At 62.8% G+C, this 24,902-nt stretch carries 25 protein-coding genes; 14 read left to right on the forward strand and 11 right to left on the reverse strand.

The features are described 5' to 3' along the window. Window positions 1-5: 5 nt before the first annotated feature. The 6 genes from aroB to pilM form a co-directional block, all read right to left on the reverse strand. Window positions 6-1,103, reverse strand: coding sequence for a 3-dehydroquinate synthase (aroB, locus tag AC3B5Q_RS24270; RefSeq protein ID WP_003249149.1), 1,098 nt, complete (start codon window positions 1,101-1,103; stop codon window positions 6-8). 96 nt (window positions 1,104-1,199) lie between these two features. After that, window positions 1,200-1,718: a shikimate kinase AroK gene (aroK, locus tag AC3B5Q_RS24275; RefSeq protein ID WP_010955625.1), complete on the reverse strand. Its 519-nt coding sequence runs from the start codon at window positions 1,716-1,718 to the stop codon at window positions 1,200-1,202. Between the two features lie 4 nt (window positions 1,719-1,722). Then, a complete protein-coding gene (locus AC3B5Q_RS24280) occupies window positions 1,723-2,985 on the reverse strand; it encodes a type IV pilus secretin PilQ (RefSeq protein ID WP_135192480.1) in 1,263 nt (420 codons plus the stop codon). After that, entirely contained in the window at window positions 2,909-3,910 is a 1,002-nt protein-coding gene (locus AC3B5Q_RS24285) for a pilus assembly protein PilP (protein WP_275966802.1), read from the reverse strand. The genes AC3B5Q_RS24280 and AC3B5Q_RS24285 overlap by 77 nt, the downstream gene beginning before the upstream one ends. A gap of 11 nt (window positions 3,911-3,921) precedes the next feature. Continuing rightward, window positions 3,922-4,458 carry a PilN domain-containing protein gene (locus AC3B5Q_RS24290; protein ID WP_488392766.1) on the reverse strand — a complete coding sequence of 179 codons (537 nt, stop codon included), beginning with the start codon at window positions 4,456-4,458 and terminating at the stop codon, window positions 3,922-3,924. Then, a complete protein-coding gene (gene pilM / locus AC3B5Q_RS24295; protein ID WP_101196374.1) occupies window positions 4,455-5,336 on the reverse strand; it encodes a type IV pilus biogenesis protein PilM in 882 nt (293 codons plus the stop codon). The genes AC3B5Q_RS24290 and pilM overlap by 4 nt, the downstream gene beginning before the upstream one ends. A gap of 206 nt (window positions 5,337-5,542) precedes the next feature. Between pilM and AC3B5Q_RS24300 the strand changes: the two genes are divergently transcribed. Continuing rightward, window positions 5,543-7,993: a penicillin-binding protein 1A gene (locus tag AC3B5Q_RS24300; protein WP_373939455.1), complete on the forward strand. Its 2,451-nt coding sequence runs from the start codon at window positions 5,543-5,545 to the stop codon at window positions 7,991-7,993. Between the two features lie 182 nt (window positions 7,994-8,175). Here AC3B5Q_RS24300 and AC3B5Q_RS24305 read toward each other — a convergent pair whose 3' ends face one another. The 3 genes from AC3B5Q_RS24305 to rpmE all read right to left on the reverse strand — a co-directional run bounded on the left by AC3B5Q_RS24305 (window position 8,176) and on the right by rpmE (window position 10,662). After that, on the reverse strand, window positions 8,176-9,444 hold the full coding sequence (locus tag AC3B5Q_RS24305) for a malic enzyme-like NAD(P)-binding protein (protein WP_003249133.1): 1,269 nt from the start codon (window positions 9,442-9,444) through the stop codon (window positions 8,176-8,178). A gap of 178 nt (window positions 9,445-9,622) precedes the next feature. Beyond that, window positions 9,623-10,444 (reverse strand): thermonuclease family protein, encoded by an 822-nt coding sequence (locus AC3B5Q_RS24310; protein WP_028697533.1) that lies wholly within the window; start codon window positions 10,442-10,444, stop codon window positions 9,623-9,625. Between the two features lie 2 nt (window positions 10,445-10,446). Next, window positions 10,447-10,662, reverse strand: coding sequence for a 50S ribosomal protein L31 (gene rpmE / locus AC3B5Q_RS24315; protein WP_003249127.1), 216 nt, complete (start codon window positions 10,660-10,662; stop codon window positions 10,447-10,449). 167 nt (window positions 10,663-10,829) lie between these two features. Here rpmE and AC3B5Q_RS24320 point away from each other — a divergent pair, with 167 nt between their 5' ends. The 3 genes from AC3B5Q_RS24320 (at window position 10,830) to AC3B5Q_RS24330 (ending at window position 15,673) form a co-directional block, all read left to right on the forward strand. After that, entirely contained in the window at window positions 10,830-13,049 is a 2,220-nt protein-coding gene (locus tag AC3B5Q_RS24320) for a primosomal protein N' (RefSeq protein WP_053870425.1), read from the forward strand. A gap of 187 nt (window positions 13,050-13,236) precedes the next feature. Continuing rightward, entirely contained in the window at window positions 13,237-14,973 is a 1,737-nt protein-coding gene (gene argS, locus AC3B5Q_RS24325) for an arginine--tRNA ligase (RefSeq protein ID WP_021783671.1), read from the forward strand. Window position 14,974: 1 nt separating this feature from the next. Beyond that, window positions 14,975-15,673 carry an SPOR domain-containing protein gene (locus AC3B5Q_RS24330; protein ID WP_053870424.1) on the forward strand — a complete coding sequence of 233 codons (699 nt, stop codon included), beginning with the start codon at window positions 14,975-14,977 and terminating at the stop codon, window positions 15,671-15,673. Between the two features lie 90 nt (window positions 15,674-15,763). On the opposite strand, the gene AC3B5Q_RS24335 is transcribed toward AC3B5Q_RS24330, so the two are convergent. Next, window positions 15,764-16,183: an NINE protein gene (locus tag AC3B5Q_RS24335; RefSeq protein WP_028697535.1), complete on the reverse strand. Its 420-nt coding sequence runs from the start codon at window positions 16,181-16,183 to the stop codon at window positions 15,764-15,766. A gap of 166 nt (window positions 16,184-16,349) precedes the next feature. Between AC3B5Q_RS24335 and AC3B5Q_RS24340 the strand changes: the two genes are divergently transcribed. Then, window positions 16,350-16,976: a C40 family peptidase gene (locus AC3B5Q_RS24340; protein ID WP_028697536.1), complete on the forward strand. Its 627-nt coding sequence runs from the start codon at window positions 16,350-16,352 to the stop codon at window positions 16,974-16,976. A gap of 126 nt (window positions 16,977-17,102) precedes the next feature. Here AC3B5Q_RS24340 and AC3B5Q_RS24345 read toward each other — a convergent pair whose 3' ends face one another. Continuing rightward, window positions 17,103-18,101, reverse strand: a complete 999-nt coding sequence (locus tag AC3B5Q_RS24345) for a type IV pilus twitching motility protein PilT (RefSeq protein WP_028697537.1) — start codon at window positions 18,099-18,101, stop codon at window positions 17,103-17,105. Window positions 18,102-18,166: 65 nt separating this feature from the next. On the opposite strand from AC3B5Q_RS24345, the gene AC3B5Q_RS24350 reads away from it, so the two are divergent. The 9 genes from AC3B5Q_RS24350 (at window position 18,167) to AC3B5Q_RS24390 (ending at window position 24,736) form a co-directional block, all read left to right on the forward strand. After that, window positions 18,167-18,853 carry a YggS family pyridoxal phosphate-dependent enzyme gene (locus tag AC3B5Q_RS24350; protein ID WP_021783666.1) on the forward strand — a complete coding sequence of 229 codons (687 nt, stop codon included), beginning with the start codon at window positions 18,167-18,169 and terminating at the stop codon, window positions 18,851-18,853. Window positions 18,854-18,891: 38 nt separating this feature from the next. Further along, window positions 18,892-19,710, forward strand: coding sequence for a pyrroline-5-carboxylate reductase (gene proC, locus AC3B5Q_RS24355; protein WP_004575483.1), 819 nt, complete (start codon window positions 18,892-18,894; stop codon window positions 19,708-19,710). Between the two features lie 10 nt (window positions 19,711-19,720). Continuing rightward, window positions 19,721-20,311 carry a YggT family protein gene (locus tag AC3B5Q_RS24360; protein WP_012053960.1) on the forward strand — a complete coding sequence of 197 codons (591 nt, stop codon included), beginning with the start codon at window positions 19,721-19,723 and terminating at the stop codon, window positions 20,309-20,311. Between the two features lie 99 nt (window positions 20,312-20,410). Next, window positions 20,411-21,550, forward strand: a complete 1,140-nt coding sequence (metX, locus tag AC3B5Q_RS24365; RefSeq protein WP_021783665.1) for a homoserine O-succinyltransferase MetX — start codon at window positions 20,411-20,413, stop codon at window positions 21,548-21,550. A 7-nt stretch (window positions 21,551-21,557) separates the two neighbouring features. Continuing rightward, a complete protein-coding gene (metW, locus tag AC3B5Q_RS24370) occupies window positions 21,558-22,178 on the forward strand; it encodes a methionine biosynthesis protein MetW (protein ID WP_021783664.1) in 621 nt (206 codons plus the stop codon). Window positions 22,179-22,200: 22 nt separating this feature from the next. After that, window positions 22,201-22,635 carry a DUF4426 domain-containing protein gene (locus tag AC3B5Q_RS24375; protein WP_021783663.1) on the forward strand — a complete coding sequence of 145 codons (435 nt, stop codon included), beginning with the start codon at window positions 22,201-22,203 and terminating at the stop codon, window positions 22,633-22,635. Continuing rightward, window positions 22,632-23,228: an RdgB/HAM1 family non-canonical purine NTP pyrophosphatase gene (gene rdgB / locus AC3B5Q_RS24380; protein WP_101196377.1), complete on the forward strand. Its 597-nt coding sequence runs from the start codon at window positions 22,632-22,634 to the stop codon at window positions 23,226-23,228. The genes AC3B5Q_RS24375 and rdgB overlap by 4 nt, the downstream gene beginning before the upstream one ends. Next, window positions 23,225-24,400, forward strand: a complete 1,176-nt coding sequence (hemW, locus tag AC3B5Q_RS24385) for a radical SAM family heme chaperone HemW (protein WP_101196378.1) — start codon at window positions 23,225-23,227, stop codon at window positions 24,398-24,400. The genes rdgB and hemW overlap by 4 nt, the downstream gene beginning before the upstream one ends. Window positions 24,401-24,409: 9 nt before the next feature. Continuing rightward, the gene (locus AC3B5Q_RS24390) at window positions 24,410-24,736 is read left to right on the forward strand and encodes a DUF3392 family protein (protein WP_021783660.1); all 327 of its coding nucleotides are present in this window, start codon (window positions 24,410-24,412) and stop codon (window positions 24,734-24,736) included. The last annotated feature ends 166 nt before the right edge of the window (window positions 24,737-24,902 follow it).

The raw sequence follows: 24,902 nt of genomic DNA on the forward strand, positions 1-24,902 counted from the left end.
CAACCTCAAAGCTGGGCCACGATCGCGCGGTAATCCGCCGACAGCGTGGCCTGAAGAATCTCTTTCGAATAGTCGTCGGTCACCACGGCCTCGCCCATCTGGCGCAGTAGCACCAGACGCAAACGACCGTCGAGCACCTTCTTGTCGACCGCCATGTGCTCCATGAAATGCGCCGGGGTCATTTCCTGTGGTGGCACCACCGGCAAACCTGCGTCCTGCAACAGGCGGATCCCACGATCGCGCTCAGCCTGGTCGATCCAGCCAAGGCGCATGGACATTTCCAGGGCCATCACGGTGCCCGCCGCCACGGCTTCGCCGTGCAGCCACACGCCATAGCCCATGTGGGTTTCGATAGCATGCCCGAAGGTATGCCCCAGGTTCAGCGTGGCCCGTACGCCAGACTCGCGCTCGTCGGCGCCCACCACCGCGGCCTTGGCCGCGCAAGAGCGGCGGATGGCCTCGGTCAGGGCTGCCGAATCGAGGGCACGCAGTGCCTGCATATTGTCTTCGAGCCAGGCGAGGAACGGCTTGTCGCAAATCAGGCCGTACTTGATCACTTCGGCCAGGCCTGCAGACAACTCGCGCGCTGGCAGGGTCTTGAGGCTGGTGGTATCGATCAGCACCGCATTGGGCTGATAGAAGGCACCGACCATGTTCTTGCCCAGCGGATGATTGATGCCGGTCTTGCCACCCACGGAAGAGTCGACCTGGGACAACAGGGTCGTTGGCACCTGGATAAAGTCGACGCCGCGCTGGTAGCAAGCGGCAGCGAAGCCAGCCATGTCACCAATCACGCCACCGCCCAGAGCGACCACCGTAGTACGACGATCATGGCGGGCTGTCAGCAGGCCATCGAAGATCAGCTGCAGTGTTTCCCAGTTCTTGTGGGCTTCACCATCGGGCAACACCACTGGCAGTACCGAATAGGCACCGAGGGCCTTGCTCAGGCGTTCGAGATACAGCGGCGCGACGGTCTCGTTGGAAACGATGGCAACCTGCCGACCCGCGATGTGCGGTGCCAGCAGCTCGGGCTGGTCCAGCAGGCCTTCGCCAATGTAGATCGGGTAGCTACGCTCGCCCAGGTCGACCTTTAGTGTCTGCATGTATCCCCACAATGTACTTGGGCGCGGCGCCATCCGGCGACCTGCGCGGTAACGTTGAGCCTCGCCTCGGCGCTGGTGGCCGAGAATAGTCCCGGGTTAACGGGGCGGCAACTGCTGCAAGCGCTCGAGAATATCGATCACCACCATGCGTGGTGGCCGCTCGTCGGTTTCAACCACCAGGTCGGCGATCTCGCGGTAGAGCGGGTCGCGGGTTTCCAGCAAGGTGCGCAAGGTCGCCTCGGGGTTGGCCGTGCGCAGCAGCGGGCGGTTGCGGTCGCGCGCGGTGCGGCCGACTTGCTGTTCGACCGAAGCATGCAGGTAGATCACCCGGCCACCCTGATGCAGCGCCTGGCGGTTGGCTTCGCGCATTACCGCGCCACCGCCGGTGGCCAGGACCACACCGTCGAGCGCGCACAGCTCGGCGATCATCGCTTGCTCGCGATCACGGAAACCCGGCTCGCCTTCCTTGTCGAATATCCACGGGATGTTTGCGCCGCATCGCAGTTCGATTTCCTTGTCGGAATCCTTGAACAGCAGGCGCAGCTCTTTGGCCAACAGGCGTCCGATGGTGCTTTTACCAGCGCCCATGGGCCCCACAAGTATCAAATTTCGCACAGAATCAACGACTCACAGCAATCGCCTGGTCACTCATGATACGCGGAGTCAGGAAGACCAGCAGCTCGGATTTTTTCTCTTGTAATGCATCGCGTCGAAACAGCCGCCCAACATACGGCAGATCGCCGAAAAATGGCACCTTGTCGACCACATTGTTTTGCGAAGTCGAGTAGACGCCACCGATCACGATCGTTTCGCCGTCCGCCACTCGCACCTTGGCATTGACCTCGTTCTTGCGTATCGGCGGTACGTTGTTCAAGGCATTGACGTAATCCGGCTCGTCCTTGGTCACCCTGACGGTCATGATCACCTTGTTGTCCGGGGTGATCTGTGGCGTTACTTCCAGCGACAGCGAGGCTTCGCGAAACGATACCGAGGTAGCGCCGCTTTGGCTCGTTTCCTGGTAAGGCACCTCGGTACCCTTGAGGATCCTCGCCGTTTCCTTGTCAGCCGTGACCACCTTGGGCTGCGAAATGATCTCGCCGTTGCCGCTTTTCTCCATGGCACTGAGCTCCAGGTCCAGCAATACGTCACCGCGCAACAAACCAAGGCCGATACTGCTGCCGGCACGCTCCAAGCCGAGGTCGACGAACAGTTCCTTGCCGGGCCGCAACTTCTCGCCGTACAGCGGCCCGCCCCAGCGCACCCCCAGGCTTTTCTCATAATCGACGTTGGCCTCGACGATACGCGCCTCGATCGCTACCTGGCGCACCGGCACATCCAGCTGCGCCACCAGCTGGCGCAACTCGGCCAGGCGTTCAGCGGGCAGATACACCACCAGCGTATTGGTGCGCTCATCGACACTCAGGCTACCCGTGGGGATGCCGTCACCCTCCAGACTTGCCTGCAGCAACTGCGCCAAATCGGCGGCCTTGGCGTGGTGAATGGGCAGCAGCTCCCGACGCAATGGCTGCAGGTGCGCATCCAGCAACTGACTCACCCGGGCATCTGCTGATTGCGCGGCAAACTCGGCTGCAGGCGCCACCAACAGCACATTACCCTCCTGGCGCCGGGACAGGCCCTTGCTGCGCAGCACCAGGTCAAGCGCCTGATCCCACGGCACGTCCTGCAAACGCAAAGTGACACTGCCTTGTACTGCATCGCTGGCGACCAGGTTGACGCCGGCGTAGTCAGCCAGCACCTGCAGCACCGCACGCACCTCTACATCCTGAAAGTTCAGCGACAGGGGTTCACCCTGGTAAGGCGTCGCCGAAGCCAGCGGGATCGACAGCAGGGTTGCCAGCAGGTATTTCATCCACGTTTTCATTCGGGTCCGAGGCCTCCTTGCCCAGGCGCTTGGCGAGGGTGATGAACGCCGTGCGCTCGTGCCATACCCCCGCCATGAAAAGCCGCTCACGCACTTCGACCTGACGTTGGTCTATATGCTTCACTACCCCCTGATCGCGCCCTACCCGGTCCCCCGGGCGCACACGATAGAGCTTGCCTGCCGTCATCAGCAGCGCCTCGCGTGCCGTCCCGCGCGCTAGGCTGCCGACCATTTCCAGCTGCGCCAACGGCACGCCGACCAAGCCGGCACTGGCCACTCGCGCCATAGCAGGGGCAAACGGGTCCACCTCAGGCGCAGCCATTGCGGCTCTTGCCGGCAGGTGCGCCAGCATTGCGGGTGCCTTCATGGGCGTAGCCGCATGATAGGCATCAACCCGCAACCGCAGGCGCAACAGCCCAGGCTGGCGATCAACGGTTGCCAGGCTCATGTCACCGCTGCGCAGAATCCGCGCCTGCCCTAACCATTCGTCCAGCCACAGCCGCAAGGCCGGGTAACGCCCTACCACTTGTACCTCCAGGGGTACCTTGCTGAATCCGGCCTGTTGCTCGCCCTCACTTACATCCAGGCGCTCGACAAGCAACCCATGCGCATGCCCCGACACTGCCAGGCGCTCAAGCAGGTCGCTCATGCTTTCCCCGGCTGCCAGATACCAGTGCGCTTCTTGCAACCGTTGCTCGGCAAGCACCACTAAAGCCTTCAGCCGCTCCAGTTCTGCCAACTGCGATGCACTGGCTGCCTGCAGCTGGCTCAGCTCGACATGCCTGGCCTCCTCCCGCGCCTGCTGCTGTAACAGTGGGGGCAGGCGTATCGCGCAGCCGAGGCCGAACAGCACAATAGCTACGAGCACTGGCGCCAGCCGTCGGAAGCGGCCTGAGCGCTCGACCACCGCCAGCCAAGCGACCATTTGTGCTGTACTCACGACCAAAACGCCGCAACGCGAGCGGTCAGCAAAAACTCATCGCCGTCCGGCAGGCTCTTGATGTGCTTGAGTTCCAGATCGAGCAAAGCGTTCGAGCGGTTCAAGTCGCGCATGAACTGCGCAACCACAGCACCAGACGCAGCCACCCCTGTCATCTGCAAGCGGTCACTATCAAGGCTCAGGTCTAGTAGCTGCACACCTTCAGGCAGCGCCCCTTCAAGGTCGGCGAACACACCGGCCAATACATCCTGATGGGCGCGCAGGCCTTCCAAAGCCACCGCACGGGCAAGTAACGCTTCATGCTGTGCACGTACCTCGGCCAGCGGTTGCACCTGCTCACTCAGTACATCAAGGGTCGCTTGGCGCTGGGTATTGGCCAACACCTGCTGCTGCCCGCGCTGGCGGGCCAGCTGATCAACCAGCATCACGGCGCACAAAGCCAACAGTGCGCCAGCAACCAGCTGGCCTCGAAAGCGCCGCAGCGCCGCCTGACGCTGCCTTTCGCGCCAGGGCAGAAGGTTCAGCCGCATCATGGACGCAACCCTCCCAAGGCCAAGGCGCAGGCCAGGAGCATCGACCCATCAACATGTTCAAGCCCTGCCAGACCAGGCAGGTACGTGCACGGCACATTCAGCCGGCTGCCAAGGCCCTGCAGCCAGTCCGGACTGACCGATGAGCTGCTGACAACCCACAACCGCGCAGGCAGGCCCTGCCCGGCAAGCCAAGCCTGCAGGCGCTCTGGCCATTGCCCGTGCATGTCCGGGCCAGCCGTTTGCAGCTCACAGCGCTGGTAGGCCCTGCCGGGCTGCCAGTCATGAAGGGTTACGCTGCGGGCTTCGACACGCAGCAGTGCTGCTCCCTCAAGGCCGCCCTGTGGCAACATGCGGCACAAGGCAATGTTGTCGACCTCGACGGCTTCCAACTGCAAGCCCGCCTCCTCGACGACGGCTTCGAGTGACGCCAGCGCACTCTGCCGACAGGCGGCAACCATCACCTCGGAGCAACCTGGCTGGGCATGGGAAGCGCCCATGACCTGAAAATCCAGGGCCAGATCTTCCAGCGGGAACGGAAACAGCCGCTCTGCATCGGCAAGCAACTGCGCCTCCAACTGTGCCCCGCCCTGCTGCACAGGCAGATGGCACAACTTGCAAATAACCTGACTGGCCGGCAGCGCCAGTGCTACCCGACGTTGCCTGAGGCCGCTGCGCCGGTATGCTCGCTGCAGCGCAGCCGCCACCACGTCAGGTTCCGCAGCCCAGTCATCGGCCAGCGGCGCCTGAAACAGCTCTTGTGCCGACCCCATCACACGGCAGCGCCGATTGCGCTGTTGCAGTTGCATTATCCGAACGGCGTCGGGCGTAATTTCCACCCCCACGAGTGAACCGGCATCCTTGCCGAAGCGTCCAAGCATCGCGACTCCTTTGCTGTTTGGTGCAGCTGCCAAACGCAACTGCCTGTCGCAACCCCGCGGCAACACTGGGCCGGGGCTACTCATCAAGTCGACGGGTAGCCTGGCCGGTCACCCGGAGAGGCGAAAAATGCTTATAATGCCCAGCGTTTTTTGGTCCACCGGACCTGCGTGCAATCCACTCCCAACCTGGACACCGAAAAGCCTTGATACGTCTGCTGAAGTTCTTCTGGTGGTCTTCCGTCGCAGTCATCTGCGCGCTCGTACTCGGTGTGAGCGGTGCGTTTCTGTATCTTAGCCCCAGCCTGCCCTCGGTCGAGTCCCTCAGAAGCATCCAGTTGCAGATCCCCCTCAGGGTGTACAGCAGCGATGGCAAGCTGATTGCCGAATTCGGCGAAATGCGCCGCTCGCCGATCCGCTTCGCGGATATTCCCCCACAATTCATTCAGGCGCTGCTGTCAGCCGAGGACGACAATTTCCTCAACCATTACGGTGTCGACCCCAGCAGCCTGATGCGCGCCGCGACCCAGCTGGTGAAAACCGGCCATATCCAGACCGGCGGCAGCACCATCACCATGCAGGTGGCGAAGAACTTCTTCCTCACCAGCGAGCGCAGCTTCTCACGCAAGACCAACGAAATCCTGCTGGCCCTGCAGATCGAGCGTGAGCTGACCAAGGACGAAATCCTTGAGCTGTACGTGAACAAGATCTACCTGGGCAACCGCGCCTACGGTATCGATGCAGCTGCACAGGTGTACTACGGCAAGTCCATTCGTGACGTGAGCCTGGCGCAGATGGCGATGATCGCCGGCCTGCCCAAGGCACCGTCACGCTTCAACCCGCTGGCCAACCCGGTGCGCGCCAAAGAGCGTCGCGACTGGATCCTCGGACGCATGTACAAGCTGGGCAAGATCGACGAGGCCAGCTACCAGGCCGCCCTGGCCGAGCCGCTCAATGCCAGCTACCACGTGCCGACGCCTGAGGTGAATGCCCCGTACATCGCCGAAATGGCCCGCGCGGAAATGGTCGGCCGCTACGGCAGCGACGCCTACACCGAAGGCTTCCGCGTCACGACCACCGTGCCTAGTGACATGCAGGAAATGGCCAACAAGGCCGTCCTCAAAGGGCTCTCCGACTACGATGAGCGCCACGGCTACCGTGGCCCTGAAGCACGTTTCCCGGGCCGCACCCAGGCAGCCTGGCTGAAGGAGCTGGGCAAGCAACGCACCCTTGGCGGCCTGGAGCCAGCCATTGTCACCCAGGTGGAACAAACCGGCCTCAAGGTGCTGACCCGCGACGGCCAAGAGGCGCAGGTTGCCTGGGACACCATGAAATGGGCGCGTCCGTTCATCAACAACAACGCCCAGGGCCGCACACCGCAATCGCCGGCCGATGTGGCCCAGGTCGGTGACCTGGTACGCCTGCAACGCCTTGAAGATGGCACGTTGAAGTTCAGCCAGGTGCCCGCTGCGCAAAGCGCCCTGGTCACCCTCGACCCGAACAACGGTGCCATCCGCGCCCTGGTTGGCGGTTTCTCGTTCGAGCAGAGCAACTACAACCGCGCCGTGCAGGCCAAGCGCCAACCGGGCTCAAGCTTCAAGCCATTCGTCTACAGCGCCGCGCTGGACAGCGGCTACACCGCTTCCAGCCTCGTCAACGATGCGCCGATCGTGTTCGTTGACGAGTCGGTGGATAAAGTGTGGCGACCGAAGAACGACAACAACACCTTCCTCGGCCCTATCCGCATGCGTGAGGCGCTGTACAAGTCGCGCAACCTGGTGTCGATCCGCCTGCTGCAAGCCATGGGCGTGGATCGCACCATCGACTACATCACCAAGTTCGGCTTCAACAAACAGGACCTGCCGCGCAACCTGTCGCTGGCCTTGGGCACCGCCACCCTGACCCCGATGGAGATCGCCACCGGCTGGAGCACCTTTGCCAACGGTGGCTACAAGATCACCCCGTACCTGATCGACCGCATCGAAAGCCGCAGCGGCGAGACACTGTTCACCGCCAACCCGCCCCGCGTACCACAAGGTGCCGAGGACCAGGCGGGCCTGGCCGCCCCCGAGCAGCCAATCAGCACTGCCGCCATGCCAGGCGAGGCACCTTCTGCTGTCAACCAGGTGGCCGCAGCACCGCAAACGCCAGCAGTGGCCGAACGGATCATCGACGGGCGTACCACCTACATCCTCACCAGCATGCTGCAGGATGTGATCAAGCGCGGCACCGGCCGCCGGGCCCTGGCCTTGGGCCGTACCGACCTGGCGGGCAAGACGGGGACCACAAACGAATCCAAGGACGCCTGGTTCTCCGGTTACAACGCCGATTACGTGACTACCGTTTGGGTCGGCTTCGACCAGCCGGAAACCCTCGGCCGCCGCGAATATGGCGGGACTGCGGCCCTGCCGATCTGGATGAACTTCATGGGCGCGGCGCTCAAGGACAAGCCTGCGCACGCCCCGGCAGAGCCGGAAGGCATTCTCAGCTTGCGCGTCGACCCGATCAGCGGTCGCGCAGCATCGCCGAGCACACCGAATGCCTACTTCGAGCTGTTCAAAGCCGAAGACTCGCCGCCGTCGGTGGATGAACTGGGCAATGGCGTGGCACCGGGCAGCCCGCTGCCAGCCGATGAAGCGACGCCGATGGATCTGTTCTAAGGCAGGGCGCCTGACTCAGGTTTTGCGTGGGCGCGTGAATCGAGCGCCGCGCGGGCGGCGCTCGATTTGATAGGCGCCACAAGTGCCCTGACGAACACCCTGCAGCCCTGACACATTCCCAAGCCCCAACAAAAAGCCCCGGCTCATGCGAGCCGGGGCTTTTTTAATGTCGCTTGCTGCAATCAGCCGTTGAACACTTCATCCACGCTGGTCAGCGGGTAGTGCTTCGGATAAGGCAGGGTAGCCACGCCAGATTCGATGGCAGCCTTGGCCACAGCATCGGAAACGACGGTGATCAAGCGTGCATCCAGCGGCTTCGGAATGATGTACTCACGGCCGAACTCCAGGCCTTCAACGCCATAGGCTTCGCAAACTTCCTTCGGCACTGGCAGCTTGGCCAGGTCTTTCAGGGCGATAGCGGCAGCGATCTTCATCTCTTCGTTGATACGCTTGGCGCGAACGTCCAGAGCACCACGGAAGATGAACGGGAAGCCCAGCACGTTGTTGACCTGGTTCGGGTAGTCGGAACGACCGGTCGCCATGATCACGTCGTTGCGAGTGGCATGCGCCAGCTCTGGGGAGATTTCCGGGTCCGGGTTCGAGCAGGCGAACACGATCGGGTTGGCAGCCATCGACTTCAGGCCTTCCGGGCTCAGCAGGTTCGGGCCGGACAGGCCTACGAACACGTCGGCACCGTCAAGGGCGTCGGCCAGGGTGCGCTTGTCGGTCGCGTGGGCGAACTGCGCCTTGTACTGGTTCAGGTCGTCACGGCCAGCGTGGATCACGCCACTACGGTCGATCATGAAGATGTTCTCGACCTTCGCACCCATGCTTACCAGCAGCTTCATGCAGGAGATGGCAGCAGCGCCGGCGCCCAGGCAGACGATCTTGGCGTCTTCCAGTTTCTTGCCGGCGATTTCCAAGGCGTTGATCATGCCAGCGGCAGTCACGATGGCAGTACCGTGCTGGTCATCGTGGAACACTGGAATATCGCACTGTTCGATCAGGGTACGTTCGATTTCAAAGCACTCAGGTGCCTTGATGTCTTCAAGGTTGATACCGCCGAAGGTGATCGAAATGCGGCGAACGGTGTCGATGAACGCTTGTGGGCTTTCCGACTCGACTTCGATGTCGAACACATCGATACCGGCGAAACGCTTGAACAGAACACCCTTGCCTTCCATGACCGGCTTGGAAGCCAGTGGGCCGAGGTCACCCAGACCGAGGATGGCAGTGCCATCGGAAATCACCGCAACCAGGTTGCCTTTGCCGGTGTATTTGTAAGCCAGCTCTGGATCACGGCCAATTTCGCGCACCGGCTCTGCAACACCTGGGCTGTAGGCCAGGGCGAGGTCACGGGCGGTGGCAGTGGGCTTGGAGAGTTCAACGCTCAGTTTCCCCGGACGAGGTTGAGCGTGATATTCGAGAGCGGCGGTTTTCAGGTCTGACATGGTGGGCATTCCGCTATTTACTGTTCTGACGGACCGCCGAGGATACGCAAAGAGCCGGGGAGCCACAAGACTGGCCGGTCACTTGTGTCAAGGCCTTTAGCCTACGACTTTACGCTACAACCCACGGGGGCATACGACCTACAGTGTGTACAATCCACTATCGAAATGTCTACATCTTTTAGCCTGAAATGCGCGCCAGCATGCTCGGATCGGTCAATGGCAACACCCAGCGTCGCTGCCCGGGCTTGAGGCCTCCCCTGCGGGAACGATCCAGCACCCAGCCGCGCGCTTCGACCTGGTGTCCCTTGAGGTTATCGAAGAAGCTGGCGGGGAAGTTGCGCTGCAGACGAGCGGGAACCTGCAGCACCATGGTATTGCCCAGGGTCAGCCAGACCCCGCCACGATTATGCTCAATGCCTCCGATACGACCACGTACAACAGCGAAACCTGACCGCCTGACATCGCCTGCAGGCACCACGGGTGAACGCCGCCACAGGCCAACACCAGCCTGGCGCGCCGCTTGTTCGGCAAGCTGCTGGCAGCCGCTGAAGCGCACATTAGGGGCAATTGCCACGCGATAGCCCAAGCCCTCGCTAAGCAATTGTGCTTCCAGATTGTCGCCATTGCGGCTGTAGATGTGCGCCAGTGTGCGACCGTACTTGTCTTTGCCTTCAACACCAGGCACCAGCCCGACGCGATGGTCACTGGCCTTTATCAAGGCCTGCAATCGCCGCCTGGCAGCTTCGGCATAGGGCTCACTGGTACGCCCCTTGCGGCCTATTTCCGGGGCATTGATACCGATCAGCCGCACACTGCGGCCATCGACCAGACGCAAGGTGTCGCCATCGACCACCTGTCGTACCGCTACCCATTGGGGCTTGTCCGGCAGTGGGCAGAACGCCAGGACCGGGAAATGCCAGATAACGCCCACAAAAAAGGCGCCCACAAGGGGCGCCTTCTTCAGCAACAATGCGAAACCCGAAGGATTCGCCATGCGCATGATTACTTCTTGGCACCGAACATGCCGAAGCGATCGGCGAACTTCTGTACGCGACCACCGGTGTCCAGAACTTTCTGCTTACCGGTGTAGAACGGGTGGCACAGGTTGCAAACGTCGATCGACAGGACATTGCCCAGGGTCGAACGAGTTTCGAACTTGTTACCGCAGCTGCAGGTGACTGCAACTACTTCGTAGTTCGGGTGGATACCTTCTTTCATGGTCACTTCCTCGAGCTGCGTGCCGCCACCCAACACCAATTGTTGAATACCGCACGTAATTAGGCGGCGAATAATACCAGAGCACACCGTCAGCGCAAGATGTCGCTTGCACCGACCGTCGTCTGCTAGGCTCGCCAGTCCTTGTAACGCCCTCCGAGACTTTCCGCGTGTCCGACGTCATCCTGCGCCTTGCCCTGCCCTCTCCGCTGCGGCGCCTGTTCGACTACAAGGCGCCGGCGAGCATGGCGCGCCAGACCTTGACCCCTGGCATGCGCATCCGCGTGCCCTTTGGCCGCCGCGAAATGATCGGCGTGCTGATAGAGGTGTGCACGCAGAGCGAAGTGCCCGCCGACAAACTGAAGCCGGCCAGCGCCCTGCTCGACCCGGTGTCCCCCATCCCCGCGTCGCTGTTCAAGTTGTGCCTGTGGACCGCCCAGTACTACCAGCACAGCCTGGGCGATACTCTGAGCTGGGCGCTGCCCACGCTACTGCGCCAGGGCGAAGCCGCCGAAATGCGCCAGGAACGCTTCTGGCATATAGCCCCTGGCGCCCGCCTGGAAGACCCGCGCATTGCCCGCGCGCCGCGCCAGCGCGACGCCCTCAAGACCCTGGCCCAGCACCCGCACGGCGTGGCCCACAGCCTGCTGGCCAAACTCAACCTGAACAAGGACAGCCTCGACCTGCTGCTGGCCAAGGATCTGGTGCAGGTCGAGACGCGCCGCCACTTGCCGGCACAACGCCATGAGCACTGGCTGGCACAGCCGGAACTGCCACTCAACGAAGAACAACGCGATGCCTTCGACGCCGTGTGCGAGGGCTTTGGCGGCTTCGGCGCGTTCTTGCTGGCCGGCGTCACCGGCAGTGGCAAGACCGAGGTCTACCTGCAACTGATCCGCGAAACCCTGGAAGCCGGCAAGCAGGCGCTGGTGCTGATCCCGGAGATCAACCTCGGCCCGCAAACCCTGGCGCGCTTCGAGCAACGCTTCAACGCGCGTATTGCCCTGCTGCACTCGGCAGTGAACGACCGCGAACGTCTGGATGCCTGGCTGGCGGCACGGGACGGCGAGGCCGATATAATCATCGGCACCCGCTCGGCATTGTTCACGCCGATGAAAAACCCCGGCCTGATCATCATCGACGAAGAGCACGACGGCTCCTATAAACAGCAGGAAGGCCTGCGTTACCACGCCCGCGACCTGGCGCTGGTACGCGCTCACCAGGAGAACGTCCCGATCCTGCTCGGCTCCGCCACACCGTCGCTGGAAACCCTGCATAACGCCTTGACCGGCCGCTACCGCCTGCTGCGCATGAACCAGCGCGCCGGGGGGGCACGCCCGCCGCGCATGCTGCGCCTGGATGTGAAGAGCCTGCCGCTGGACAGCGGTATCAGCGGCCCGCTGCAGCAGGCTATTCGGCAGACGCTGGAAGCCGGCCAACAAGTGCTGGTGTTCCTCAACCGCCGGGGCTTTGCTCCAACCTTGCTGTGCCACGATTGCGGCTGGCTGTCCGAATGCCCACGCTGCGATGCGCGCATGACCGTGCACCAGCGCTCCGGCGTGCTGCGCTGCCACCACTGTGGCTATGACGAACGCCTGCCGCACCAATGCCCGCAATGCAACCACGTCGACCTGCGCCCGGTCGGTGCCGGTACCGAGCGCGCCGAAGAGCGCCTGAAGGTGCTGTTCCCGGATTACCCGATCCTGCGCGTGGACCGTGACAGCACGGCGCGCAAGGACGCCATGCACAACCTGTTCAGCACCATCCAGCGCGGCCAGCCGAGCATCCTCGTCGGCACCCAGATGCTCGCCAAGGGCCACCACTTCCCGCGGGTGACGCTGGTGGCCATCCTCGATGCCGATGGCGGGCTGTTTTCCGGCGACTTCCGCGCCAGCGAGCGCATGGCACAACTTATCGTCCAGGTGGCCGGGCGGGCCGGGCGGGCCGAAGAACCCGGCAAGGTCATCATCCAGACCCACCTGGCCGACCACCCACTGCTGGTACAGCTAACCGAGCAAGGCTACTTCGCTTTCGCCGAACAGGCCCTGGACGAACGCCGGGCCGCCGGGCTGCCGCCCTACTCGCACCTGGTCTTGCTGCGTGCCGAAGCACACAAGCCGGGGCAGGCCGAAGGTTTCCTCGACGAAGCCTGTGCCGCCGCCGAGCGCCTGGTGGCCGAACAACGCCTGCCGGGCATCGAACTGCTGGGCCCGGTACCGGCACCCATGGAGCGTCGCGCCGGACGATTCCGCGCGCAACTGTTGATACAGGCCAATACCCGGGCGCCGTTGCATCGACTGATCAGCGCCTGGTTGCTAGTGTTGGAACAGATGCCAAGCGGGCGCCAGGTGCGCTGGTCGCTGGATGTCGACCCGGTAGACCTGTATTGAGCTGCAAGCTGCGAGTGACCAGCGACAAGCAAGCGCCGGGCGGGGGCGATGCCGCTTTTTCTTGCGGCTGGTGGCCCCCCGCTTGCCGCCCAAAGGTTGGCAACCTGCTCCCGGCAACGGATAATGCCCAGTTTTTCCACCTGCGCATCCAGGCGCTCACCGCGCTTGCGGTCGAAAAGAGATCCCCATGAAAGACACCATTCGCCAGCTGATCCAGCAAGCCCTCACCCAACTCGTCACCGACGGTGTGCTGCCTGAAGGGCTGTCGCCGGCGATCCAGGTGGAAAACGCCCGGGACAAGACCCACGGCGACTTCGCCAGCAACATCGCCATGATGCTGGCCAAGCCGGCCGGCATGAAGCCGCGCGACCTCGCCGAAAAACTGATCAACGCCCTGCCGGCCAGCGCCGACATCAGCAAGGTCGAGATTGCAGGCCCTGGCTTCCTCAACTTCTTCCAGAACACCGACGCCCTGGCCAGCCGCCTGGATGCCGCCCTGGCCGACGCCCACCTGGGTGCACGCAAAGCCGGCCCGGCGCAAAAGGTGGTGATCGACATGTCGGCACCTAACCTGGCCAAGGAAATGCACGTCGGCCACCTGCGCTCGACCATCATCGGCGACAGCGTTGCGCGCGTGCTGGAGTTCCTGGGCGACAACGTCATCCGCCAGAACCACGTCGGCGACTGGGGTACCCAGTTCGGCATGCTGATGGCCTACCTGCAGGAAAACCCGATCACCAGCGACGAGCTGTCGGACCTGGAAAACTTCTACCGTGCGGCGAAGAAACGCTTCGATGAATCGGAAGAGTTCGCCACTCGCGCCCGCGGCCTGGTGGTCAAGCTGCAAGCTGGTGACCCCGAGTGCCTGGCTTTGTGGACTCGCTTCAAGGACATCTCGCTGTCGCACTGCCAGAAGACCTACGAGCTGCTCAACGTCAAACTGACCATGGCCGACGTGATGGGCGAAAGCGCCTACAACGACGACTTGGCCAACGTGGTGGCCGACCTCAAGGCCAAGGGCCTGCTGGTCGAAGACCAAGGCGCCCAGTGTGTGTTCCTCGACGAGTTCAAGAACAGCGAAGGCGACCCCCTGCCGGTGATCGTGCAGAAGGCCGACGGAGGCTACCTGTACGCGACCACCGACCTGGCTGCCGTGCGTTACCGCAGCAACGTATTGAAAGCTGACCGCGCACTGTACTTCGTCGACCAGCGCCAGGCCCTGCACTTCAACCAGGTGTTCGAAGTGGCCCGCCGCGCTGGCTTCGTCAGCCACCCGATGCAAATGGAGCACATGGGCTTCGGCACCATGAACGGCGCCGACGGCCGCCCGTTCAAGACTCGTGACGGCGGCACCGTGAAGCTGATCGACCTGCTCACCGAGGCCAAGGAGCGCGCCTACGCGCTGGTCAAGGAAAAGAACCCGAGCCTGGCCGACGACGAACTGCGCCACATCGGCGAGGTGGTGGGCATTGGCGCGGTGAAATACGCAGACCTGTCCAAGCACCGCACCAGCGACTACAGCTTCAACTTCGAGCTGATGCTCAACTTCGAAGGCAACACCGCGCCTTACCTGCTGTACGCTTACACCCGCGTAGCCGGCGTGTTCCGCAAGCTGGGCAAAGGGTTTGACGAAGTCGACGGCAAAATCGTGCTGCAAGCTGCCCACGAGCAAGATTTGGCCGCGCGCCTGGCGCAGTTTGGCGAAATTCTCAACAACGTCGCCGAAAAAGGCACGCCGCATGTGCTGTGCAGCTACCTGTACGACTTGGCCGGCCTGTTCTCCAGCTTCTACGAGAACTGCCCGATCCTCGCTGCCGAAACCCCTTCGCAGCAGCAGAGCCGGCTGCGCCTGGCCGCCCTGACCGGCCGCACCCTCAAACAAGGTCTGGAACTGCTCGGCCTGGAAACCCTGGAGCGCATGTAAGTTGGCTGCCAAGAAAAAACCTGCCCCGAAACGCGGCGCCAGCCGCCAGACGGCACCGGCCAAACAGCCGATCCCCGGCTGGGTATGGCTGGCGGTCGGCCTGACCGTAGGCGCGTTCATCGTGTTCCTGATGAAGCTCGAACCCGGTGGCGACGACATCAAACGCACCAAACCCGAGCAGCAGAAGCCGGCGAAAACGGCCGAAGCCGGCAAGCCAGCGCAAGCTACCCCGCAACAGCCGGTGAAGCCGAAGTACGACTTCTACACGCTGCTGCCGGAGTCTGAGGTGATCGTGCCGCCGGAAGCCGTACCGGAGAAAACGCCACCAGTGCCGGCCCAGCCGGTAGCTCCGGTAACACCAGCAGAAGCGGCGAAAATCGACACGGCGAGGGCCCAGGCAGCACTGCTCGGCCAAACCCCGCCACCGCCACCACCTGTGATCAAGCCGGCTGCGACCACGCAGTACTTCCTTCAGGCAGGCTCGTTCCGCAAGCAGGCCGATGCCGACAAGGTACGGGCACAGATCATCCTGCTGGGCCAGTCGGTGAAGGTGGAGTCGGGTACGGTCAAGGAGGAAACCTGGTACCGCGTGCTGGTCGGGCCGTTCAGCAACCGCGAGCAATTGACCGGGGCACAGAAGCAGCTGGCTGGGGCCGGTTTCAGCAACCTGTTGCTGCAACAGCGGCAGACCCGCCAGTAACAAAGAAGGCCTTGCCGCAGCGGTGCGACAAGGCCTTTTTTATATAGGCAGCATTACCCGTGAGTGGGCTGTAAAACAGCCACGGCACCGTCAGCCCCGCCCCGCATTCCTCTCGGACACCTGGGTGTTCAACGTCCAGAAGTCATACAGCACCCCCACCAGGAACAACCCACCGGTAAAGAAGTAGATGATCGCGGTGATCCACTTGCCCTGATACAGCCGGTGCAGGCCAAACACCCCGAGGAAGGTCAGCAGAATCCAGGCGATGTTGTAGTCGATACGCCCGGACTGAAACCTCAGGTCGGCTTCACGGTCCATGGACGGGATCAGGAACAGGTCGATCAACCAACCAATGCCCAGCAAGCCCAAGGTGAAGAACCAGATGGTCCCGGTAATCGGCTTGCCGTAATAGAAGCGATGGGACCCGGTGAAGCCGAAAATCCACAGCAGGTAGCCAATGGTTTTGCTGTGGGTGTCGTGAAAGGGCACCCCCTGTTGATAACTGTTCATTCATAGCCCCCGTGGGTTATCCGAAAATTTTCTAAGAAAAAATGTGACTTTCTCGTCGCAAGCCGACATACGGCACCTGGACAATCGACCAACGGATCAATGATTGATCAAAAAGCTGTTATAAAGTTGCGCGCCCAACACATAACTATTCATAAGAGCTTCATCTATGCCGCCTTTGATCAAGACATGGCTGACCCTCTGCCTATTATTGCCCCTGGCCGCCCACGCCACCAATCGTGAGCAACGTCTTCCCAATGGTTTTACCGGCTACACGACCAACGCGTCGGTGAAACACGCACCCGCCAAGCAGACCGCGCTGCGCGCCCGCCCAAGCAACGCCGTCAGCAGCCGCGGTGCCAATGTCGCCGCCATGTCGCCGAAGCAAAGCAGCGACGTGCTCAGCCGTGCGGTCAATGTGCTCGGTACCCCTTATGTTTGGGGCGGCAGCAGCCCGAAAAAAGGCTTTGACTGCAGCGGGCTGGTCAAATACGCCTTCAACGACGTCGCTGACGTCAACCTGCCGCGCACCTCCAATGCCATGGCCCAGGGCCACGGGGTGAAGGTGGCCAAGGGTGATCTGAAGCCCGGCGACCTGATCTTCTTCAACATCAAGAGCCGTCGGGTCAATCACGTAGCCATCTACCTGGGTAACGACCGCTTCATCCACGCGCCACGCCGTGGCAAGCGGGTGAGTATCGACACCTTGAGCAAGCCTTACTGGCAGAAGCACTACGTGGTGGCAAAGCGGGTACTGCCGAAGGAGCAGCAACAGCTGAACCTGGCCAAGCGTTAATCTGATCGGCGCTATCCGGTACCGGCCCCTTCGCGGGCACGCCCGCTCCCACAGGTACCGCGTCGCTCTCGCGGGCAGCGCCATACCTGTGGGAGCGGGCGCGCCCGCGAAAGGGCCTTTCAGGTACTACAAGCCTTTGATCAACCCTCGCTCCCTCAGCCTCCGCAACGCCCCCTCCATCGTCCGCATCCCCTCAGCCGCCCCGCCCTGCATCACCGAAGACAACTGCGCCAACCGCCCCTCCCGAACCAGGTTACGCACCGCCGGCGTCGCCACCAGCACTTCCCGCGCAGCCACCCGCCCACCTTCCACACGCTTGACCAGCAACTGCGCGACCACCAGGCGCAGCGACTCGGCCAGCATCGCCCGCACCAACGGCTTTTCCTCGGCAGTAAAAACCTCCACCAACCTGTCGATGCAGCTGGTCGCCGAACGCGCATGCACGGTTGCCAGCACCAGGTGCCCGGTTTCGGCCGCGCGCAGGGCCAGGCGAATGGTTTCCAGGTCGCGCAACTCGCCGATCATGATCACGTCCGGGTCCTGGCGCAGTGCACTGCGTAGCCCCTGAGCAAAGCCGCGACTATGGCGCCCCATCTCACGCTGGTTGACCAGGCTGCGCTGGCTGTCATGGATGACCTCGACAGGGTCCTCCAGGGTAATGATGTGCAGTGCCCGCTCGCGGTTCAACTGGTCGAGCAGCGTTGCCAGGGTGCTGGACTTGCCACTGCCTGTCGGCCCGACGACGAGGATCAAGCCATCACTGCATTGCGCGACAGCTTGAAACACATCCGCAAGGTCCAGCTCGCTCACTGTGGCAATGCGCCCCGGAATCAGCCGAAAGGTCACCGCCGGGCCCTTCAACTGGCGAAACAGGTTCAACCGAAAGCGCCCAAGCGCCGGCAACTCCAGCGCAAGGTCCAGTTCATCGCCTTGGGCCCACTGCTGGCACTGGTGGTCATCCAGCACGCTCGCCATGCCCTCGATCAAGGCATCCGCGCTCAAGGGCGGCAAGCCCATACGCTGCAACTCGCCATCCAGGCGCAGCATTGGAATCTGGCCCGTCGCCAGGTGCAGGTCCGAAGCCCCCGCATCCACAGCTCGGGCCAACAGGTCGGTCACATCCATGAGACTCCCCAAAGGCCTTCAAGCAGGTAGAATGCCGCAGACCCTACAGCTGCCGGCATTGATCCATGTCCACCCTAGCAGACAACCTTTCCGCGATTTCCGCCCGTATCGCCAGTGCTGCCCAGGCAGTCGGGCGTGATCCGGCCAGCGTCCAGTTGCTGGCCGTGAGCAAGACCAAGCCCGCCAGCGCTATCCGCGAGATCCATGCCGCCGGTGTGCGCGACTTCGGGGAAAATTACCTACAGGAAGCACTGACAAAGCAGCAGGCCCTCAGCGACTTGCCCTTGATCTGGCACTTCATCGGCCCCATTCAGTCGAACAAGACCAAAGCGATCGCCGAGCACTTCGACTGGGTACATTCCGTGGACCGCCTGAAAATTGCCCAACGCCTGTCGGAACAGCGCCCTGCCGGGTTGGCGCCGCTGAACATCTGCCTGCAGGTAAACGTCAGCGGCGAAGACAGTAAATCCGGCTGCACCCCGGCCGACCTACCCGCGTTGGCCAAAGCCGTAGCCGCACTGCCCAACCTGCGCCTGCGCGGGCTGATGGCAATCCCGGAACCCACCGAAGACCGCGACACCCAGGAGGCCGCCTTCGCCAGCCTGCGCAAGTTGCAGGAAGACCTGGGGCTTGGCCTGGACACCCTGTCGATGGGCATGAGCCACGACCTGGAAGCGGCCATCGCCCAGGGCGCGACGTGGGTACGGATTGGCACGGCCCTGTTCGGAGCCCGCGACTACGGCAACACCTGATTCCATGCTTCACTCACTCTTTTCCACAAGGACCTGACATGAGCAAGACACGTATTGCCTTTATCGGCGCCGGCAACATGGCCGCCAGCCTGATCGGTGGTCTGCGTGCCCAGGGCCTGGACGCCTCGCAGATCCGCGCCAGCGACCCGGGCGCCGAGACCCGCAGTCGCATCCAGGCCGAGCACGGCATTGAAGCCTTCGAGGACAACGCCCAGGCCATCGATGGCGCTGACGTCATCGTGCTGGCGGTCAAGCCACAAGTCATGAAAACCGTCTGTCAGGCACTGCAACCCAACCTGCAGGATGGCCAGCTGATCGTTTCCATCGCCGCCGGCATCACATGCGCCAGCCTGCAAAGCTGGGTGGGCGCTCGCCCGGTAGTGCGCTGCATGCCCAACACCCCGGCTTTGCTGCGCCAAGGCGTGAGCGGCCTGTACGCCACCGCTGAAGTGTCCGGCGAACAGCGTCAGCAGGCCGAACAACTGCTGTCGGCCGTGGGCACCGCCCTGTGGCTGGAGCAGGAACAGCAACTGGACGCCGTGACTGCTGTGTCTGGTAGTGGCCCGGCGTACTTCTTCCTGCTGATCGAGGCCATGACCGCGGCCGGCGAAAAACTCGGCCTGCCACGCGAAACCGCCTCCCAACTGACCTTGCAGACGGCCCTGGGCGCCGCGCGCATGGCGGTTGCTAGCGATGTCGATGCCGCCGAACTGCGCCGCCGCGTCACCTCGCCCGCCGGCACCACGGAAGCGGCGATCAAGTCGTTCCAGGCTAGCGGCTTCGAAGCCATCGTCGAGCAGGCGCTGCAGGCTGCAGCCACGCGCTCCGCCGAGCTGGCCGAACAACTGGGCAAATAAGGAGCTTTAGATGAATGCACTGTCAGGCGCCGCGATTTTCGTGGTGCAAACCCTGGTAAGCCTTTACCTGGTAATCGTCCTGCTGCGCTTCGTACTGCAGTTGGTCAAGGCCAACTTCTACAACCCGCTGTGCCAGTTCGCAGTTCGTGCCACCCAACCGCTGCTCAAGCCGATCCGCCGGATCATCCCTAGCGTTGGCGGGCTGGATACCTCGTCGCTACTGCTGGCGGTGGTCATCCAGGCTCTGCTGATGGGCTTCGTGCTGATGGTCACCTACGGTACTTTCGGCGACGTCCTGCACCTGCTGATGTGGGCAATCATCGGCATCACCTCGCTGTTCCTGAAGATTTTCTGGGTGGCGATGATCGTCATGGTGATCGTTTCCTGGGTTGCACCCAACAGTCACAACCCGGCGGCCGAACTGGCCTACCAGATCAGCGAGCCAGTGCTGGCGCCGTTCCGCCGGCTGGTGCCAAATCTGGGCGGCATGGACATTTCGCCGATCTTCGCCTTCCTGGCGATCCAGGTGATCCAGTCGTTTGTCATGCCCCCTCTGGCCGCCTACGCCGGCATGCCTCAAGAGCTGTGGCGAATGATCTGAGGCTCGCCAGCCCCAGCTTGCCCCCAGTCGCAAGCCTTTGCTTGCCGCTGGGGGTAGCGCTCTTTAGACTTACGCCTCCGTCAAGCGTGAGCAGGGTCGATGTCAACTGTCTTTCCCGAAGATTCCGTCGGTCTGGTAGTACCGCAAACAGCCCGGTTCGATGAACCGCTGGCACTGGCCTGTGGCCGTTCACTGGCCAGTTACGAACTGGTCTACGAGACCTATGGCACCCTGAACGCCAGCGCGAGCAATGCCGTGCTGATCTGCCATGCCCTGTCCGGCCATCACCATGCCGCTGGTTACCATGCCGCCACCGACCGCAAGCCGGGCTGGTGGGATAGCTGCATCGGCCCCGGCAAGCCAATCGATACCAACCGCTTCTTCGTAGTCAGCCTGAACAACCTCGGTGGCTGCAACGGCAGCACTGGCCCCAGCAGCGTCAACCCTGCCACCGGCAAACCGTATGGCGCCGATTTCCCTGTACTGACCGTAGAGGACTGGGTACACAGCCAGGTGCGCCTGGGCGAGCGCTTGGGCATCCAGCAGTGGGCCGCTGTCGTGGGCGGCAGCCTTGGCGGCATGCAGGCACTGCAATGGACCATCAGCTACCCCGAGCGTGTGCGCCATTGCGTCGACATTGCCTCGGCACCCAAGCTGTCGGCGCAGAACATCGCCTTCAACGAGGTGGCGCGCCAAGCCATTCTCACTGACCCTGAGTTCCATGGCGGTTCGTTCCAGGACCAGGGCGTGATCCCCAAGCGCGGCCTGATGCTGGCACGCATGGTCGGGCACATTACCTACCTGTCCGACGACTCGATGGGTGAAAAATTCGGCCGTGAGCTGAAAAGCGACAAGCTCAACTACGATTTCCACAGCGTCGAGTTTCAGGTCGAAAGCTACCTGCGCTATCAGGGCGAAGAGTTTTCCGGCCGTTTCGACGCCAACACCTACCTGCTGATGACCAAGGCACTGGACTATTTCGACCCGGCCGCCAAGCAGGGGGGTGACCTGGCAGCCACCCTGGCCCACGTCACGGCGGACTACTGCATCATGTCGTTCACCACCGACTGGCGCTTCTCTCCGGCCCGTTCGCGCGAGATCGTCGACGCACTGATGGCTGCGCGCAAGAACGTCTGTTACCTGGAGATCGATTCGCCCTACGGGCACGATGCCTTCCTGATCCCCACACCTCGCTACATGCAGGGTTTCTCGAACTACATGAACCGCATTGCCATCTGAGGACAGCATGAGAGCCGATCTGGAAATCATCCACGACTGGATCCCCGCCGGCAGCCGGGTACTCGACCTGGGCTGCGGTAGCGGCGAACTGCTGGCCTCGCTGCGTGACCGCAAACAGGTCACCGGCTATGGCCTGGAAATCGACGCCGACAACATCGCCGCCTGCGTGGCCAAGGGCGTCAACGTCATCGAACAAGACCTGGACAAAGGCCTGGGCAACTTCGCCAGCAACAGTTTCGACGTGGTGATCATGACCCAGGCCCTGCAGGCCGTGGAGTACCCCGACCGCATCCTCGACGAAATGCTGCGCGTGGGCCGTCAGTGCATCATCACCTTCCCCAACTTCGGCCACTGGCGCTGCCGCTGGTACCTGGCGACCAAAGGCCGCATGCCGGTATCGGACTTCATGCCGTATACCTGGTACAACACGCCGAACATCCACTTCTGCACCTTCGCCGACTTCGAAGAACTTGTGCACGAACGCCGAGCCAAGGTACTCGACCGCCTGGCGGTCGACCACTTGCACCGCAATGGGTGGGGTGGGCGGCTATGGCCTAATCTTCTAGGTGAGATCGGCATCTACCGCGTCAGCAGCCCGGGCCTGCAAGAGCAGCCGCTCGCGGTCTGACGCCCACCGGAGGAATCGCCCCATGCGCCGCCTAGCCCTGTTCCTGATCAGCCTGTGCCTGGCCCTGCCAGTATTGGCTGCCGATGCCGCACGCCCCGAGCGCAAGGAGGTATTTGGCGACGTGACGGTGCACTACAGCGCATTCACGTCGAGCATGCTCACTCCCGAGGTGGCAGCGGCCACCGGCCTGGTTCGCAGCAAGAACCAGGGCGTGCTCAACATTACCGTACTCAAGGCCAGCAAACCGGCCACAGCGGTGGTCAGCGGCACGATCAAGGACCTGACCGGGCGCAGCAGCCCGCTGTCGTTCAAGCAGATTACCGAACAGGGTGCGGTGTACTACATCGCCCAGTTCAAGATCGACCAGCCAGAAACCGTCACCTTCGACCTGAACATCGAAACCGGCGGCATCAGCAACTCTCTCCGCTTCAACCAGGAAGTGTTCCCAGGCGAATGATGAATTTCCAGCAACTCGTATTGGCCAGCCACAACGCCGGCAAACTCAAGGAACTCCAGGCCATGCTCGGCCAATCCGTGCAACTGCGCTCGATTGGTGAGTTCAGCCAGGTAGAGCCGGAAGAAACCGGCCTGTCGTTCGTCGAGAACGCCATCCTCAAGGCGCGCAACGCCGCCCGCATTTCCGGCCTGCCGGCCCTGGCCGATGACTCCGGTCTGGCGGTGGATTTCCTCGGCGGCGCGCCGGGCATCTACTCGGCACGTTATGCCGATGGCCAGGGTGACGCGGCAAACAACGCCAAGCTGCTCGAAGCCTTGAAAGACGTGCCTGAAGGTGAGCGCAGTGCACAGTTCGTCTGCGTTCTGGCACTGGTGCGTCACGCCGACGACCCATTGCCGATCCTGTGCGAAGGCCTGTGGCAAGGGCGCATCCTGTTCGAGGCCAGCGGTGAGCAGGGCTTTGGCTACGACCCGCTGTTCTGGGTACCGGAGCGCAACTGCTCCAGCGCCGACCTGGCCCCGGCAGACAAGAACCAGCTCAGCCACCGCGCCCGTGCCATGGCCCTGCTGCGCCAACGTCTGGGCCTGGCATGATCGAAATGCTGTCGCCCCCCGGCGCGGCGGGCTTTACCAGCCTGCCGCCGCTGGCGCTGTACATCCACATCCCGTGGTGCGTACGCAAATGCCCTTATTGCGACTTCAACTCCCACGCTGCCGGGCCTGAGCTACCGGAAGATGCCTATGTCACAGCCCTGCTCGACGACCTCGACCAGGAGCTGTCTGCCGTACAAGGCCGCCCGCTCAGCTCGATCTTCTTCGGTGGCGGTACGCCAAGCCTGTTCAGTGCCAAGGCCCTCGGCCGGCTGCTGCGCGGCGTAGAGCAACGTATTACGTTCGCGCCAGACATCGAGATTACCCTGGAAGCCAACCCGGGCACCTTCGAGCAGGACAAGTTCAAGGCCTACCGGCAGACCGGCATCAACCGCCTGTCGATCGGTGTGCAGAGCTTCCAGCCAGCCAAGCTGGAAGCACTAGGGCGCATCCACAATGGCGACGAAGCGGTTCGGGCCGCTGGCATGGCGCGCGCGGCCGGTTTCGACAATTTCAACATGGACCTGATGCACGGCCTGCCCGACCAGTCGCAGGACGACGCGCTGGCTGACCTGCGCCAGGCCATCGACCTGGGCCCGACACACCTGTCGTGGTATCAGCTGACCGTGGAACCGAACACGGTGTTCTGGAACCAGCCGCCAGAGCTACCCGAAGACGATATCCTCTGGGATATTCAGGAAGCCGGCCAAGCGCTGATGGCCGCGCACGGCTACCGCCAGTACGAGGTATCAGCCTACGCCCAGGCAGACCGCGCCGCCCGGCACAACCTCAATTACTGGCGCTTCGGCGACTTCATCGGTATCGGCGCCGGCGCCCACGGCAAGCTCACCTTTGCCGACGGGCGCATCCTGCGTACCTGGAAGACCCGCCTGCCCAAGGATTACCTGAACCTGGCCAAGCCGTTCAAGGCCGGCGAGAAGCTGCTGCCAGTCGATGAACTGCCGTTCGAGTTCCTGATGAACGCCCTGCGCCTGACCGATGGCGTGGAAGCCGAACTGTTCACCCAACGCACCGGCTTGCCACTGGCGCAGCTGCATGAGGCACGCCGTGCCGCCGAACAAAAGGGCCTTTTGCAGGTCGAACCGGATCGACTGGTAGCCACGCCGAGGGGCCAGTTGTTCCTCAATGACCTGCTGCAGTATTTCTTGACCTAAGGATGACCCATGGATCTGGTACTTGATCTGCTCGCGACGATTTCCCGCTGGAGCCGCAGCAACCTGTCGGAGATTTCACTGGCCTTGGTAGGCTGCCTGCTGGTGCTGTTCGGCACCGATGTCAAAGCCTGGGCAGAGCAACGCCTGGGGGGCTTGGCCGGCGCCCTGCGCGTGCCGTTCATGGCGCTGATGGTAATGATCGGCAGCGGTGCCGCGCTGATCTATGCCACGCCGTGGGTGGTGAAGGGGCTGAGCCAGTTCAACAACTATGCGCTGGCGCCTGTGTTGCTGGTGGTGCTGGTATTGATTGGCGTGGTGGCGGATCGCCGAGGCTGAGCCAATGGCCCCGGGCCCTTGTAGGAGCGGGTTCACCCGCGAAAGGGCCGGCCGTGCTGGCCAATCTCCACCCGCCGTTCACCGTTGCCGCCACTACCGTATTCGCGGGTAAACCCGCTCCTACAAAGAAAAAACCGCCCTTCTCAAGGCGGTTTTTTCGCCTGCA

The sequence above is a fragment of the Pseudomonas sp. D5(2026) genome, from assembly GCF_057766845.1.